The organism is Variovorax sp. 05T418, from assembly GCF_056396385.1.
On the sequence record NZ_JBFTLJ010000003.1, the window covers coordinates 57,761 to 72,476 of the forward strand.

Below are 14,716 nucleotides of genomic sequence, written 5' to 3' on the forward strand. Positions count from 1 at the left end.
ATCCCTTATTGGCGCACGAGGCCTTTGTCATTCTCGACCGCAGCGCGCGGTTTCTGGCGGCTGGGGGTTGAGGGACAATGGACCCGTCGGCGCCGCGTGGACGGCGCGTTCCCCCGTTTTATCTCAAGCTTCATGAAACGCACCTGGCTGCTCTTTGCCCAAGCCGTGACCGTCCTTTTGGCGGCCTACTTCGTTGTTGCCACGCTCAAGCCCGAGTGGATCAACCGCCGCGCCACCTCGCTGGGCGGCGTGGTCTCGATCGTCGAGGCGCCGGCGGGCGCCCCCGCGGTGCCGGCGGCCGGCAGCCTGAGCGCGGCCGCAAAGAAAGCCTCGCCGGCCGTCGTGAGCATCAACACCAGCAAGGCGGCGCAGCGCCATCCCCGCAGCAACGATCCGTGGTTCCGCTTTTTCTTCGGCGACCAGGGCGACCAGCCCCAGGTCGGCCTGGGCAGCGGCGTGATCGTGAGCGCCGAGGGCTACATCCTCACCAACAACCACGTGGTCGAAGGCGCGGACGAGATCGAGGTCACCCTCAACGACAGCCGCCACACGCGCGCCAAGGTGATCGGCACCGACCCGGACACCGACCTTGCCGTGCTCAAGATCGAGATGGACAAGCTGCCCGCGATCGTGCTGGGCAATTCCGACGAGCTCCAGGTGGGCGACCAGGTGCTGGCCATTGGCAATCCCTTCGGCGTGGGCCAGACCGTCACCAGCGGCATCGTCTCGGCGCTCGGGCGCAACCAGCTCGGCATCAACAACTTCGAGAACTTCATCCAGACCGACGCGGCCATCAATCCCGGCAATTCGGGCGGCGCGCTGATCGACGTCAACGGCAACCTGCAGGGCGTCAACACCGCCATCTATTCACGCTCGGGCGGCAGCATGGGCATCGGCTTCGCGATTCCCGTTTCCATGGCAAAGATCGTGCTCGAGGGCATCGTGAAGGACGGCCAGGTGCGCCGCGGCTGGATCGGCGTCGAGCCGAACGAACTCTCGCCCGAGCTGGCCGAGACCTTCGGCGTGAAGGCCGATGCCGGCGTCATCATCACCGGCGTGCTGCAGAACGGGCCGGCAGCCAAGGCCGGCATCCGGCCGGGCGACGTGATCACTTCGGTCGGCGAAAAGAAGACCGACAACGTGCAGGCCCTGCTGACCGCCGTGGCCGGCCTCAAGCCCGGCAGCACCACGCGCTTCGCACTGCAGCGCGGCACCGACAAGATGGAACTGGACGTGACGCCGGGCCTGCGGCCCAAGAGCCCGATGCGGCAGGTGCCGAACCAGCCCGAGTGAGCGCTCAGGAAGACGCCGACGAATCGGCGCTTTCTTTTTCTTCCTCTTCGGATTTCTTGGTGGTATTTGCGAAATAGCGCGCGCCGATGATGCCGACCTCGTAGAGCAGGCACATCGGCACCGCCAGCGCAAGCTGCGACACCACGTCCGGCGGCGTGAGCACCGCGGCCACCACGAAAGCCACCACGATGAAGTAGCCGCGGAAGGACTTGAGCTTCTCGATGGTGACCATCTCGAAGCGCACCAGCAGCATCACGACGATCGGCACCTGGAAGGCCACGCCGAACGCGATGTAGAGCGAGAGGATGGCCTCGACGTACGAGGAGATGTCGGGCGTGGCCGCCACCGCGGCCGGCGTGAACTTCTGGATGAAGCTGAACATCTTGTCCAGCACGAAGAACTGCACGAAGGCGATGCCCGCATAGGCCAGCAGGCTGCCGAAGAAGATCAGCGGCAGCGCAAAGCGCTTTTCATGGCTGTAGAGCCCCGGCGCAATGAACATCCAGGCCTGGTACATGAGCCAGGGCAGCGCCAGCAGCACCGCCGTCATCATGAGCACCTTGAGCGGCACGAAGAACGGCGAGAACACGCCAATGGCGATGAGCTTGGCGTCCGGCGGCATGTGTGCGCGGATCGGCATTGCGATCAGGTCGATCAGCCCGCCCGGGCCGGGCCAGATGGCCAGCAGGATGCCCGCGACCGCCAGGCCGTAGACGCAGTAGAGCAGCCGGTCGCGCAGCTCGACCAGATGTTGCACGAACGGTTGCTCGGTGCCCGCCAGCTCGTCTTCTGCGTCTTTGTTCTTGTTGTCGGAATCGGCCATTGGAAAGAGAAAAAGCAGGAGAAAAGCGTGGCTTCGGCCGGCGTGCGGCGCACGAGGGACGCGCTGGTGGGAAAGCCGCTAGTTGATCTTGTGGGGACGGAAGCGGGCGACGCGCGCGGCACCCGAGAGCGCCTTGGTGCGCACGCCGTTGCGCGCCTTGTACCACTGCGGCGTGGCGCCCTGCTTCAGGCGCCAGTTCTTGCGCGGGTGCCTGTATTCGGGCACCGCGGGCTCGGGTTCGGCCAGCGCCGAAAGCGTTTCGCCCGAGCCGGAGAACTGCTTCTCGAGTTCGCTGGCGCCGCTGTGGATGCTCTGCTCGACGTCCCGCGCGGCCTCTTCCACCGTGCCCTTCATCTTGCGCAGTTCGTCCAGCTCCATCGAGCGGTTGACTTCAGCCTTGACGTCGTTCACGTAGCGCTGCGCCTTGCCCAGCAGGGTGCCGACGGTGCGCGCCACCCGGGGCAGTTTTTCCGGCCCGATGACGATCAGAGCCACGACGCCGATGAGCGCCAGCTTCTCAATGCCGAGGTCGAGCACTTATGACCCGCGCTCAGGACTTCTGACGCGCTTCGACGTCGATGGTGGACTTGTCGCTGCTGGCCGGCTGGCCGGTCACCTGCGCTGCAGGAGCCGACGAAGCGGCGGGTGCATCGGTGGTGCTGCCGTCCTTCATGCCGTCCTTGAAGCCCTTGACGGCGCCACCAAGGTCGGAACCCATGTTCCGCAGCTTCTTGGTGCCGAAGATCATGACCACGACGAGCAGCACGATCAGCCAGTGCCAGATAGAAAAAGAACCCATGGAAGACTCCTAAGAATGTGTCCGATTTTAGTCGGGCTGAATGTGACAGTTCGGATTAATGGGATTCAGCCGCGCAGCCACGGGCGGGGGCCGCCCATGACGTGCACATGGAGATGGTGGACCTCCTGCCCGCCCTCGGCGCCGGTGTTCACGACGACCCGGTAGCCGCCCTCCGGATAGGGCCTGCAGCCCTGTTCCAGCGCGAGCCGGGGTGCCAGCGTCATGATCCGGCCCATCAGCGCGGCGTCGTCGGGGGTGAGCTGCGCCATCGAGGCGATGTGCCGCTTGGGCACCAGCATGAAGTGCACCGGCGCCCAGGGGGCGATGTCGTGAAAGCCGAACAGTTCGTCGTCCTCGTAGACCTTGCGCGAAGGAATCTTGCCTTCGATGATTTTGCAGAAGACGCAGTTCGGATCAGATGACATCTTTGGGTTCCATGGGACGGCTGCCGTTCATGCGGATCATGCCCTTCACGATCCGGTAGAGAAACCACAGCGAAATGAGGCTCCAGGCGATCCAGCCCGGCACGAGAAAGAGCAGCCAGAGCCACGAGGTCAGGATGTACAGCAGGCCCGCCCACAGCACCGAGCGGATGCGCCAGCTGAAATGCGTGGCCTGCCAGGTGCCGGCCGCGTCGTCGCGCTTGATGAAGTCGATCAAGAGCGCCAGCAGCAGCAGCGCCACCGAGGCCTGCGCCCCCGGCAGGACGGCGCCAATGGCCACGATCAGGTGCAGGATGTAGCTGATCCAGCCCCAGGTCTTGAGCGAGTCGTCGGGTTCCACGTTCACGATGTCGTTGGCCATGGGACGTCCTTTCAATCGTTGGATGCCTCGCGGGCCTGCGCCTTGCGCAGGGCTTTTTCCTCGATGCCGCTGGTGCCCTCGCGGCGCTCCAGCTCCGCGATCACCTCGCCGGGCGAGAAACCGTAGTGCGCCAGCGCCACCATGGTGTGGAACCACAGGTCGGCCACTTCGTTCACTATTTTCGTGCGGTCGCCGCCATGGTCGGCATCCTTGGCGGCCATGACCACCTCGGTGGCTTCCTCGCCGATCTTCTTGAGGAAGGCATCGGGGCCCTTGTGCAGCAGGCGCGCCACGTAGCTCTTGTCGGGGTCGCCGCCGCGCGCGGGCAGGCGGCTTTCGATGACCGCAGCCAGGCGTGCGAGGGCGTCCGAGGTGTTCACTGTGGCGGTCATTTGTAGATCGACTCCGGGTCTTTCAAGACCGGCTCGACCGCGTGCCATTGGCCCTTCTCGTATTTGCTGAAGAAGCAGCTGTGGCGTCCGGTGTGGCAGGCGATGCCGGGCTCGTGGCCGAGCTGGGTGACCTTGAGCAGCACGACGTCGTTGTCGCAGTCGAGGCGGATCTCGTGCACGGTCTGCACGTGGCCCGATTCCTCGCCCTTGAACCAGAGCTTGTTGCGCGAGCGGCTGAAATACACGGCGCGCCCGAGCTCGGCGGTCTTTTCGAGCGCCTCGCGGTTCATCCAGGCGAACATCAGCACGTCGTTGCTGCCCTGTTCCTGCGCGATCACGGGCACCAGCCCGTTCGCGTCCCATTTCACTTCGTCAAGCCAATTCATGGCGGGTATTGTCCCACCGCCGGGCGGCCCTGAAGCGGATCAGGTCCGGACCGGAATGCCCCGCGCGGCCATGCGGGCTTTCGCCTCGCCGACCGTGTGCTCGCCGTAGTGGAAGATGCTGGCGGCCAGCACCGCGTCGGCGCCGCCGGTCTGGATGCCGTCGGCCAGGTCGTCGAGGCTGCCCACGCCGCCCGAGGCAATGACCGGCACGTTGACGGCGTCGCTGACCGCGCGGGTGAGCGCAAGGTCGAAGCCGCTCTTGGTGCCGTCCCGGTCCATGCTCGTGAGCAGGATCTCGCCGGCGCCGCGGCGCACCATCTCGGTTGCCCATTCGACGGCGTCCAGGCCGGTGTTCTTGCGGCCGCCATGGCTGTACACGTCCCAGCCCGCGCCGCGCGTGGCGGCTTCTTCGGGGCTGCGGCGCTTGGCGTCGATGGCCACGACGATGCATTGCGAGCCGTACTTCTGCGAGGCGTCGTTGATCACCTGCGGATCGGCAATGGCCGCCGAATTGAAGCTGGTCTTGTCGGCGCCCGCGTTGAGCAGCCGGCGCACGTCGGCCACGGTGCGCACGCCGCCGCCCACGGTCAATGGAATGAAGACCTGCGAGGCCACCGCCTCGATGATCGGCAGGATCAGGTCGCGCCCGTCGCTGGTGGCCGTGATGTCCAGGAAAGTGAGCTCGTCGGCCCCCTGCGCGTTGTAGCGCGCCGCAATCTCGACCGGATCGCCGGCGTCGCGCAGCTCGAGAAAGTTGACGCCCTTGACCACGCGGCCGCCGGTGACGTCGAGACAGGGAATGATGCGTTTTGCGAGCATGGTCGGTCGTAAAGGGAAAAAATCAGGAAACGCGAAGCTGCTGCCAGCCCTGCCATTGGGCGCCGGGCGCGAGCAGCACCTGCTCGTCGATGCGCGCGGCCTCCACGCAGAGCATGTGCCTGTAGCCATCTTCGGGCATGTCGGCGAGTTTCGCACCGAGCACGGCGCCGGGGTTCCAGACCACGGTTTCGCTGCAGCTGGCGCTTTGCGCGATCTCGAGCGTGCCGCTCGGCTGCACCAGGCGCAGCGGCTTCGCGGGCGCGGCATAGACGCTGTCGAACTCGGCACTGAAATGCAGCGCCGGGGCCGTTTCCACGTGGCGGTCGTCGCGCAGCGAATCCCAGCGGTTGGCACCCTGCAGGCCTTCGAGGCGCACCTGCGCGATGTCGTCGACGCGCAGGTAGGTGTGCAGGGCGGCTGCGAAGCTGAACGGGCCATGGCCGGTATTGAGCAGCGTCAGCGCGGTGCGCAGCCGGCCCGCAGCCATGCCGATCTGCAGCCGCGCCTCGAAAGCGTGCGGCCAGAGCCTGCGCGTGGCCTCGCTGTCGCGCAGCCGCAGGGTCAGTTCGCCCGATGTGGCGTCGATCCCCCGGTTTTCCCAAGGCAGATTGCGCATGAATCCATGCTTGGGCAACATGCCGCGCTGGTTGAACTGGGGGCAGCAGATGGGCACGCCGCCGCGGATCGCCGCCTGTCCGTCGAACACCGCAGAGGGGCTCAGGTAGAGCCTTTCCGTCCCATCGGCGGTGGTCCAGGAAAGCAGCTGCGCCCCGTGCAGCGCCACGGTGAAGGCACCGCCGTCGGCGCCGGCGGCACGAAGCGCGGGCTGGCCGCGGAACTCGATCGGGCTGATATCCATTGGAGAATTGTAGGCAGCGAAGTTCCGGGCACGGAATTGGCATTGGACACTTAAGGCTTCATTGCCGCCGCGCCGGCGCCGGTTGCGTACAGGGGACCTTCTTGGATACCCTTCGCTGCCGCGCAAGAACAGGGCGCCGGCCGATGTGCGCCCGCCCCAGAACCACACACACCCCGAAGGGACACCTATGAAGAGAAAACTGCCGGCCGCCGCCTGGATCCTGATCGCCATGGTGCTCGGCATCCTTGTCGGCTACATGATCTTCACGAGCTTTCCCGACAAGAAGGCCGCGGCGCAGATCGCAGGCTACGTGTCGATTGTGTCGGACGTGTTTCTGCGCCTCATCAAGATGCTGATCGGCCCGCTGGTGTTCTCCACGCTGGTGGTGGGCATCGCGCACATGGGCGACGCCAAGTCGGTGGGCCGGGTGTTCGGCAAGTCGCTGGGCTGGTTCCTCACTGCTTCGCTGATCTCGCTGGTCATCGGCCTGGTCATGGCCAATGTGCTGAAGCCCGGCGAGAACCTGGGCCTTCCGCTGCCGGACATCGGCGCTTCGGCCAACCTGGCGACCGCGAAGTTCACGCTCAAGGACTTCGTGAGCCACATGGTGCCGAAGTCCTTTGCCGAGGCCATGGCCAACAACGAGATCCTGCAGATCGTGGTGTTCTCGATGTTCTTCGGCGTGGCGCTCGCCTCGCTCGGCGACAAGGCCAGGACGCTGGTGGCCGCCATCGACGAACTCTCGCACGCCATGCTCAAGATCACCGGCTACGTGATGAAGCTGGCGCCGCTCGCGGTGATGGCCGCCATGGCCGCCACGGTTGCGACGAACGGCCTGGGCATCCTGCTCAAGTTCGCGGTCTTCATGGGCGACTTCTACCTGGGCCTGTTCGTGCTGTGGGGCGTGCTGGTGTTCGCGGGCTTTTCGTTCCTGGGCCCGCGCGTGTTCAAGCTGCTGGCACTCATCAAGGAAGCCTTCCTGCTGTCGTTCGCCACGGCCAGCTCGGAAGCGGCCTACCCGAAGATCCTGCAGGCGCTCGACCGTTTCGGCGTGAAGCGCAAGATCTCGAGCTTCGTGATGCCGATGGGCTATTCGTTCAACCTGGACGGCTCGATGATGTACTGCACCTTCGCCGTGCTGTTCATCGCGCAGGCCTACAACATCCACATGCCGATCAGCACGCAGATCACCATGCTGCTGATCCTGATGCTCACCTCCAAGGGCATGGCTGGCGTGCCGCGCGCTTCGCTGGTGGTGATTGCGGCCACGCTCAACCACTTCGACATTCCGGAAGCCGGCCTGCTGCTGATCCTGGGCGTCGACACCTTCCTGGACATGGGGCGCTCGGCCACCAACGCGGTGGGCAACTCCATCGCGACGGCCGTGGTCGCCAAGTGGGAGGGCGAGCTGCTCTCCGAGAGCGACGCGGCGGCCAATGCGAGGACGCTCGACGCCGAAGCCTCGGCCACCCTCGCCCATCCGGCCCACGCGTGAGGCTCGCCATGAAGGCCAAGGCCGCGCTGTCGTTTCTTCTTGCCGGCCTGCTGGCGGCCGCTGCGCTGGTCGCGGCGACCCCGGCCAGGGCGCAGCCGCAGGCCCCGGAGACCTTGACGGGCACGCTCGCCAAGGTGCGCGAGAGCGGCACCATCGCCATCGGCTACCGCGAGTCGTCGGTGCCGTTTTCCTTTCTCAATGCACGCCAGGAGCCTGTCGGCTATTCGATCGAGCTCTGCCGGGAACTGGTCACGGCCATTGAAGAGGCGGTGAACAAGAGCCTCGCGATCAAGTGGGTGCCGGTGACCTCCGATTCGCGCATCGATGCGGTCGAGCGCGGCACGGTCGATCTCGAATGCGGCTCGACCACCAGCAACCTCGAGCGGCAAAAGCGCGTGAGCTTCTCGCCCACCATCTTCGTCTCGGGCACCAAGGTGCTGGTGAAGAAGGGCTCGCCGATCAAGTCGTTCCGCGACCTGGCGGGCAAGCGGGTGGCCGTCACCGCGGGCACCACCAACGAGAAGACGCTGCGCGAGCTGTCGCAGAAGTTCAGGCTCGGCATCGACCTGCGGGTGGCGCGCGACCACGCCGATTCCTTCGGGCTGGTGAAAAGCGGCCAGGCCGACGCCTTTGCCACCGACGACGTGCTGCTCTACGGCCTGATCGCGCGCGACGCCGCCAAGGCCCAGTACGAGGTGGTCGGCGACTACCTCTCCTACGACCCCTACGGCATCATGTACCGCAAGGGCGACGCGCAATTGGCCAAGGTGATCAACGACACCTTCCAGGTGCTGGCGCAGGACGGCGAAATCGAGCGCCAGTACAAGCGCTGGTTCCTGCGCAAGCTGCCCACCGGGGAAAGCATCGACCTGCCGATGAGCGCGCAGCTGGAAGCCATCATCCAGACGATGTCGGTGAAGGCCGAGTAGCCCGCAGCCTCAGCGCACGGGCCACTCCCAGCGCGGGATCTCGCTCATGTCGAGGTTGGCGATGCGGGTTTCGCCGAAGCGCTTCTCGAGCACCACCGACTGCAGCTCGCCGCTGTCTTCGAGCGCGGCAATCAGCCGCGCGGCATGCGACACCACGATCACCTGCGACTCGCGCGCGGCCTGCGCGACGAGGCGGCCGAGCGCCGGCAGCAAGTCGGGATGCAGGCTGGTCTCCGGCTCGTTGAGCACCAAGAGCGCCGGCGGCCGGGGCGTCAGCAGCGCGGCAATCCAGAGCAGATAGCGCAGGGTGCCGTCCGAAAGCTCCGCCGCCGTCAGCGGCCGCAGCAGGCCGTGCTGGTGCATCAGCGTTTCGAAGCGGTCTTCGTTCACCCGCACCTGGATGCGGGCGCCCGGAAATGCGTCGTCCACGGCGCGGTCGAGCGCCTCGCCGTCGCCGATCTCACGGATGGTCTGCAGCGCGGCGGCCAGGTCGGCACCATCGTTGGCGAGCACCGGTGTGCGGGTGCCGAGCTGCGGCTGGCGCGCGGGCGCATCGGCGTCGGAGCGGAAGTGGTCGTAGAAGCGCCAGGAGCGCATCTGCTCGCGCAGCGCGAGCATCTCGGGTGCGGCGTGGGGATCGGCGTACTCGGTCATCATGCTGGCGAAGGCGGGAATCGGCCGGCCGATGGCCTGCCAGCCCTTGCCCTCGCGCAGGCGCAGTGCCGCGCCCCTGCGGTCGACCAGCTGCGCCGCGGGGCGCAGCAAGGGGCCGTGCCAGATGGTTTCGTGCTTGATCTCGGGGTCGCGCGAGAAGGCCGTCGCCGGGATCGGCGGCGGCAGGCCGATGTCGATGGCGTAGCCGAACTCATCGGCCTCGGTGCCGGCGAAGCCCAGCTTCAACGCGACCGGCTCGCTGCGGGTGGTGCCCTGCACCGGCGCATCGCCGCGCAGCATGGCGGCCGAGAAGCGCTCGGGACCGGCCCACAGGGTGGAGGAAAGCCCGCCCTCGCGCACCAGCGAGCGGATCGCGCCGCCGTTGGCAATCTCGGCCAGGAGCCGCATCGCGCGGTAGACGCTGGACTTGCCGCTGCCGTTGGGCCCGGTCACCACCGTGAGCCGTCCGAGCGGCACCGTCAGCTGGCGCAGCGAGCGGTAGTTGGCAATGGCAAGCGCGGAAAGCACGCCGCGCTACAGAAGAGGAAGGCGCCGGCCTCAGGCGCCGGCGAGCTCGTCCGCGCGGGCCTGCGCGGCGGCGAAGTCGAGGTCGCCCGAATAGATGGCCCGGCCGCAGATCACGCCTTCGACGCCCTCGGACTCGACCGCGCAGAGCTGGTCGATGTCGGCCATGTTCGACAGCCCGCCCGAGGCGATGACCGGAATGGTCAGCGCCTGCGCAAGCTTGACGGTGGCATCGATGTTGATGCCCGAGAGCATGCCGTCGCGGCCGATGTCGGTGTAGATGATCGATTCGACGCCGTAGTCCTCGAACTTCTTGCCCAGGTCGGCCACCTCGTGGCCCGTGAGCTTGCTCCAGCCGTCGGTGGCCACCTTGCCGTCCTTGGCGTCGAGCCCCACGATGATGTGGCCGCCGAAGGCCACGCAGGCATCCTTCAGGAAGCCGGGGTTCTTGACCGCCGCGGTGCCGATGATCACGTAGCGCAGGCCGTCGTCGATGTAGCGCTCGATGGTGTCCAGGTCGCGGATGCCGCCGCCCAGTTGCACCGGGATGTCGTCGCCCACCTCGCGCAGGATCGCCTTGATGGCCGCGTGGTTCTGCGGCTTGCCGGCGAAGGCGCCATTCAGGTCGACCAGGTGCAGCCGCCGCGCGCCGGCCTCGACCCACTTGCGGGCCATGGCGGCGGGGTCTTCGCTGAAGATGGTGGACTGGTCCATGTCGCCCTGCTTGAGGCGAACGCAGTGGCCGTCTTTGAGATCAATGGCGGGAATGAGGAGCATGGAAGTGACGCGAGTGTGCGGAATCCGGGCTGAGGAAGCTTCGGCCCGGGCGGGAATATAAGGTCAGGGATTCCAGTGGAGGAAATTTCGGTAGAGCTGCAACCCATGGTCCGCACTCTTCTCCGGGTGGAACTGGGTGGCAAAAATGTTATCGCGTGCGACGGCGGCGGTAAAGCACGCGCCGTAATCGGCCTCGCCCACGCTGTGCCGGATGTCGGCCGGCCGGGCATAGAAGCTGTGCACGAAATAGAAGTAGCTCATGTCCGGCACACCCGCCCACACGGGGTGCGGCTGGGCCTGGCGCACCTGGTTCCAGCCCATCTGCGGCACCTTGAAGCGGCTGCCGTCGGGCTGCAGCCGGCCCGCCAGGTCGAACTTGACGACCTCGCCCGGAATCAGCCCGAGCCCGTCGGTCGGGCCCTCGTCGCTGCGCGACAGCAGCATCTGCATGCCCACGCACACGCCGAAGAGCGGCTTGCTCGCCGCGGCCTCGAGCACCGACTCCTGCAGGCCGGAGTCGCGCAGTTCGCGCATGCAGTCGGGCATCGCGCCCTGCCCCGGCAGCACCACGCGCGTGGCCTTGCGCACCACCTCGGGGTCGGAGGTGACGAAGACCTGCACGCCCACCTGGTCGGCCGCATGCTGCACGGCCTGCGAGACGGAGCGCAGGTTGCCCATGCCGTAGTCGACCACGGCGACGGTATTTGCTACAGATTTCATAGCTTGGCGGCGAGGACGTTCAGAGCGAACCCTTGGTCGATGGAATGACGCCCACGGAGCGTGGATCGAGTTCGAGCGCGCCGCGCAGCGCGCGCGCAAAGGCCTTGAACACGGTCTCGCACTGGTGGTGCGCATTGACGCCCTTGAGGTTGTCGATGTGCAGCGTGACGAAGGCGTGGTTGACGAAGCCCTGGAAGAATTCGTAGGTGAGCTGGCTGTCGAAGGTGCCGATCATGCCGCTCGTGAACGGCACGTGCATCACCAGGCCGGGCCGGCCCGAGAAGTCGATGACGACGCGGCTCAGCGCCTCGTCCAGCGGCACGTAGGCATGGCCGTAGCGGCGGATGCCCTTCTTGTCGCCCACGGCCTTGGCCACCGCCTGGCCCAGCGTGATGCCCACGTCTTCCACCGTGTGGTGGCCGTCGATGTGCAGGTCGCCCTGGCAATCGATCTCGAGGTCGATCAGGCCGTGGCGGGCGATCTGGTCGAGCATGTGGTCGAAGAAGCCGATGCCGGTGGAGAGCCTGGCCTTGCCCGTGCCGTCCAGGTTGACGCTGACGGTGATCCTGGTCTCGGCGGTGTTGCGGGTGACCGATGCAGTGCGATCGGCAGTCTGGGGGGTGGTCATAGTGAGGCTTCGAGTGCCGCGAGCATCCGCGCATTCTCGTCGGCCGTTCCGACGGTGAGGCGCAGGCAGTTTGCGAGCAGTTCGTGCATTTTAGAAACGTTCTTCACAAGAATCCCGCGCGCCTTCATGCCTTCGAAGGCCTTGGCGGCATCGGGCACGCGCACGAGGATCATGTTGGCATCGCTCGGCCAGGCCTTCACGCCCGCCAGGCGGCCCAGCCCCATCATGAGGCGGTGGCGCTCGTCGCGGATCTGCCGCGCCTGGGCCTCGAACACCTCGGCATGCTCGAGCGCGAACAGTGCGCACTCGCAATTGAGCACGCTGATGTTGTAGGGCGGGCGCACCTTGTCGATCTGCGCGACCAGCGCGGCCGGGCCCATGAGGTAGCCCAGGCGGATGCCGGCCAGGCCGAACTTGCTGAGCGTGCGCATCAGCAGCACATGGCCATGCCGCGCGATGCGGTCGATGTAGCTCCTGGCGGCAAAGGGCTGGTAGGCCTCGTCGATCACCACCAGCCCGCCCTGCTCGCCCTGGGCCTGCACGATCTTCTCGATGGCGGCATCGTCCCAGAGGTTGGCGGTGGGGTTGTTCGGATAGGCCAGGTACACGATGGCCGGCTTCTCGCGTGCGATGGCCGAAAGCATGGCGGCCTCGTCGAGTTCGAAATCGGCCGTGAGCGGCACGCCGACGAAGCGCAGGCCCTGCAGTTTCGCGCTCATCGCATACATCACGAAGCCGGGCACGGGCGCGAGCACCGCGGCCCCGGGCACGTCGCAGGCAATGGCGAGCAGCGAGATCAGTTCGTCGGAGCCGTTGCCCAGCATCAGCGAAAAGCCCTCGGGCATCTGCGCATGCGCGGCCAGCGCGCGCTGCAGGTCGGCGCCGCGCTCGCCCGGATAGCGGTTGAGCGCCAACGCACCGAGCCGCGCGCCAAGCTCGGCCTGCAGCGCGGCCGGCAGGCCGAAGGGGTTTTCCATGGCGTCGAGCTTGACGAAGCCGCGTGCGTCCTGCACCGCATAGGCATGCATGGACTGCACGTCGGAGCGGATGCGGTCGATCGGGCGGGCGGCGGGCGAAGAAGATGTCATCGGGTGCAGCGGTAGCTGTTTCTGAGGGCGCCGGCCATGACCAGCTGAACGGGCATGTCGGCTTCGTAGCTGTCGGCGTTGCGGGTCAGCTCGGTTTGATAGAGGGAGCGTGCCATCGAAGGCTCCAGGCGCCGGCCCTCGACGCAGAAGATCGGCTTCTGGCCGTTGCGCTGCGAGGCCTCCACGCCTTCGCGCAGGCCTTCGAGCACGCCGACGAGGTAGTAGCTCGCGTAGGCCTTGCCGTCCTTTTCGCTCGCTTCCAGCGTGCGCAGCTCGCGGATGCTCATGGCCTGCGCCGAGCCCGCAGCCGCGAGCGCCAGCAGCCATGCCGTCGCGCGCGAACGATGAAAAGAACGGCGTCGAGCCATCTTGCTTTGCTCCTGCCGGCGGCGGGCGGGCTTCAGGCCCTGCGCAGCCGCATGCGCGCCGCTTCGGCGTGCGCCTGCAGGCCTTCGCCTTCGGCCAGCGTGACGGCAATGGGCCCGAGCACCTGCGCGCCGGCTTCGCTCACTTCGATGAGGCTGGAGCGCTTCTGGAAGTCGTACACGCCCAGCGGGCTCGAGAAGCGCGCCGTGCCGCTCGTGGGCAGCACGTGGTTGGGGCCCGCGCAGTAGTCGCCCAGGCTCTCGCTGGTGAAGGCGCCCAGGAAGATCGCGCCGGCATGGCGCAGCAGCGGCTCCCAGCGCTGCGGCTCGCTGCTGCTGACTTCCAGGTGCTCCGGCGCGATGCGGTTGCTGATCTCGCAGGCCTCTTCCATGCTCTTGGTGTGGATGAGAGCGCCGCGGCCGTTGAGCGAAGCCGCGATGATCTCGGCGCGCGGCATGCCGGGCAGCAGGCGGTCGATCTCGGCCTGCACGCGGTCGATGTACGCGGCGTCGGGGCACAGCAGGATGCTTTGCGCGAGCTCGTCGTGCTCGGCCTGGCTGAACAGGTCCATCGCCACCCAGTCAGGCGGCGTGCTGCCGTCGGCCAAGACGAGGATTTCGCTCGGGCCCGCGATCATGTCGATGCCCACGGTGCCGAACACGCGGCGCTTGGCGGCGGCCACGTAGGCGTTGCCGGGGCCGGTGATCTTGTCGACCGCGGGGATGGTGGCGGTGCCGTAGGCCAGCGCGGCCACGGCCTGCGCGCCGCCGATGGTGAAGGCGCGCGTGACGCCTGCCACGTAGGCGGCGGCGAGCACCAGCTGGTTCTTTTCGCCGCCCGGCGTCGGAACCACCATGATGATTTCGGCCACGCCGGCCACGTGAGCCGGAATGGCATTCATCAGCACGCTCGACGGATAGGCCGCCTTGCCGCCCGGCACGTAGATGCCGACGCGATCAAGCGGCGTAACCTTCTGGCCGAGCAGCGTGCCGTCGGCATCGCGATAGCTCCAGCTCTCGCCGCTGGCCTTCTTCTGCGCCTCGTGATAGCTGCGCACGCGGCGAGCGGCGGCTTCGAGCGCATCGCGCTGCGTGGCCGGCAATGATTCGAAGGCGGCCTTGAGTTCGGCCTGCGTTAGCTCCAGCTCGGACAGCGTCTTCGCATCGAGCTTGTCGAAGCGATTGGTGTACTCCAGCACCGCCTCGTCCCCGCGCCTCTGCACGTCGGCCAGGATGTCCGCCACCACCTTCTCGATGGCCGCATCGGCATCCGCGGACCAATGCAGCCGCGCCTTGAATTCAGCGTCGAAGCCGGCTGAAGCCGTGGAGAGGCGGACGGGGGCTGCTTTCGGAGTCATGT

The 14,716-nt window shown here is 66.9% G+C and carries 19 protein-coding genes; 3 read left to right on the forward strand and 16 right to left on the reverse strand.

All coding sequences use genetic code 11. From position 1 onward, the window contains the following. Positions 1 to 132 precede the first annotated feature (132 nt). Complete coding sequence (locus tag AC1DMS_RS06255) at positions 133 to 1,293, forward strand: S1C family serine protease (protein ID WP_012746332.1); 1,161 nt, start codon at positions 133 to 135, stop codon at positions 1,291 to 1,293. Positions 1,294 to 1,297: 4 nt separating this feature from the next. Here the strand turns inward: AC1DMS_RS06255 and tatC are convergent, their stop codons facing one another. The 9 genes from tatC to AC1DMS_RS06300 form a co-directional block, all read right to left on the reverse strand. Beyond that, the gene (gene tatC / locus AC1DMS_RS06260; protein ID WP_012746331.1) at positions 1,298 to 2,116 is read right to left on the reverse strand and encodes a twin-arginine translocase subunit TatC; all 819 of its coding nucleotides are present in this window, start codon (positions 2,114 to 2,116) and stop codon (positions 1,298 to 1,300) included. Between the two features lie 78 nt (positions 2,117 to 2,194). Then, entirely contained in the window at positions 2,195 to 2,653 is a 459-nt protein-coding gene (tatB, locus tag AC1DMS_RS06265; protein ID WP_012746330.1) for a Sec-independent protein translocase protein TatB, read from the reverse strand. A gap of 13 nt (positions 2,654 to 2,666) precedes the next feature. Beyond that, positions 2,667 to 2,915, reverse strand: a complete 249-nt coding sequence (tatA, locus tag AC1DMS_RS06270; protein ID WP_018906514.1) for a Sec-independent protein translocase subunit TatA — start codon at positions 2,913 to 2,915, stop codon at positions 2,667 to 2,669. Between the two features lie 65 nt (positions 2,916 to 2,980). After that, entirely contained in the window at positions 2,981 to 3,340 is a 360-nt protein-coding gene (locus AC1DMS_RS06275) for a histidine triad nucleotide-binding protein (RefSeq protein WP_012746328.1), read from the reverse strand. Continuing rightward, complete coding sequence (locus tag AC1DMS_RS06280; RefSeq protein WP_012746327.1) at positions 3,330 to 3,719, reverse strand: DUF4870 family protein; 390 nt, start codon at positions 3,717 to 3,719, stop codon at positions 3,330 to 3,332. Before AC1DMS_RS06280 ends, AC1DMS_RS06275 begins: the two co-directional genes overlap by 11 nt. A gap of 11 nt (positions 3,720 to 3,730) precedes the next feature. Continuing rightward, entirely contained in the window at positions 3,731 to 4,111 is a 381-nt protein-coding gene (locus AC1DMS_RS06285) for a phosphoribosyl-ATP diphosphatase (protein ID WP_012746326.1), read from the reverse strand. Continuing rightward, positions 4,108 to 4,506 carry a phosphoribosyl-AMP cyclohydrolase gene (gene hisI, locus AC1DMS_RS06290; protein WP_174545073.1) on the reverse strand — a complete coding sequence of 133 codons (399 nt, stop codon included), beginning with the start codon at positions 4,504 to 4,506 and terminating at the stop codon, positions 4,108 to 4,110. The genes AC1DMS_RS06285 and hisI overlap by 4 nt, the downstream gene beginning before the upstream one ends. Before the next feature lie 30 nt (positions 4,507 to 4,536). After that, positions 4,537 to 5,316, reverse strand: a complete 780-nt coding sequence (hisF, locus tag AC1DMS_RS06295; protein WP_012746324.1) for an imidazole glycerol phosphate synthase subunit HisF — start codon at positions 5,314 to 5,316, stop codon at positions 4,537 to 4,539. Between the two features lie 22 nt (positions 5,317 to 5,338). Further along, positions 5,339 to 6,175, reverse strand: a complete 837-nt coding sequence (locus AC1DMS_RS06300) for a D-hexose-6-phosphate mutarotase (RefSeq protein ID WP_012746323.1) — start codon at positions 6,173 to 6,175, stop codon at positions 5,339 to 5,341. Positions 6,176 to 6,362: 187 nt separating this feature from the next. On the opposite strand from AC1DMS_RS06300, the gene AC1DMS_RS06305 reads away from it, so the two are divergent. Together AC1DMS_RS06305 and AC1DMS_RS06310 are read left to right on the forward strand one after the other, a co-directional pair. Continuing rightward, entirely contained in the window at positions 6,363 to 7,670 is a 1,308-nt protein-coding gene (locus tag AC1DMS_RS06305) for a dicarboxylate/amino acid:cation symporter (protein ID WP_012746322.1), read from the forward strand. Positions 7,671 to 7,678: 8 nt separating this feature from the next. Continuing rightward, complete coding sequence (locus AC1DMS_RS06310; RefSeq protein ID WP_012746321.1) at positions 7,679 to 8,599, forward strand: amino acid ABC transporter substrate-binding protein; 921 nt, start codon at positions 7,679 to 7,681, stop codon at positions 8,597 to 8,599. A 9-nt stretch (positions 8,600 to 8,608) separates the two neighbouring features. Here AC1DMS_RS06310 and AC1DMS_RS06315 read toward each other — a convergent pair whose 3' ends face one another. From AC1DMS_RS06315 to hisD, 7 genes are all read right to left on the reverse strand, one after another. Further along, the gene (locus AC1DMS_RS06315) at positions 8,609 to 9,781 is read right to left on the reverse strand and encodes an AAA family ATPase (protein WP_018906515.1); all 1,173 of its coding nucleotides are present in this window, start codon (positions 9,779 to 9,781) and stop codon (positions 8,609 to 8,611) included. A 30-nt stretch (positions 9,782 to 9,811) separates the two neighbouring features. Continuing rightward, entirely contained in the window at positions 9,812 to 10,555 is a 744-nt protein-coding gene (hisA, locus tag AC1DMS_RS06320; RefSeq protein WP_012746319.1) for a 1-(5-phosphoribosyl)-5-[(5-phosphoribosylamino)methylideneamino]imidazole-4-carboxamide isomerase, read from the reverse strand. Positions 10,556 to 10,618: 63 nt separating this feature from the next. Beyond that, positions 10,619 to 11,275 carry an imidazole glycerol phosphate synthase subunit HisH gene (gene hisH / locus AC1DMS_RS06325; protein ID WP_018906516.1) on the reverse strand — a complete coding sequence of 219 codons (657 nt, stop codon included), beginning with the start codon at positions 11,273 to 11,275 and terminating at the stop codon, positions 10,619 to 10,621. A 19-nt stretch (positions 11,276 to 11,294) separates the two neighbouring features. Next, the gene (gene hisB / locus AC1DMS_RS06330; RefSeq protein WP_018906517.1) at positions 11,295 to 11,903 is read right to left on the reverse strand and encodes an imidazoleglycerol-phosphate dehydratase HisB; all 609 of its coding nucleotides are present in this window, start codon (positions 11,901 to 11,903) and stop codon (positions 11,295 to 11,297) included. After that, positions 11,900 to 12,991, reverse strand: a complete 1,092-nt coding sequence (gene hisC, locus AC1DMS_RS06335) for a histidinol-phosphate transaminase (RefSeq protein ID WP_018906518.1) — start codon at positions 12,989 to 12,991, stop codon at positions 11,900 to 11,902. The genes hisB and hisC overlap by 4 nt, the downstream gene beginning before the upstream one ends. Continuing rightward, entirely contained in the window at positions 12,988 to 13,359 is a 372-nt protein-coding gene (locus tag AC1DMS_RS06340) for a hypothetical protein (protein WP_062363035.1), read from the reverse strand. The genes hisC and AC1DMS_RS06340 overlap by 4 nt, the downstream gene beginning before the upstream one ends. 32 nt (positions 13,360 to 13,391) lie before the next feature. Continuing rightward, positions 13,392 to 14,714, reverse strand: a complete 1,323-nt coding sequence (gene hisD, locus AC1DMS_RS06345) for a histidinol dehydrogenase (RefSeq protein WP_012746314.1) — start codon at positions 14,712 to 14,714, stop codon at positions 13,392 to 13,394. Between the last annotated feature and the right edge of the window lie 2 nt (positions 14,715 to 14,716).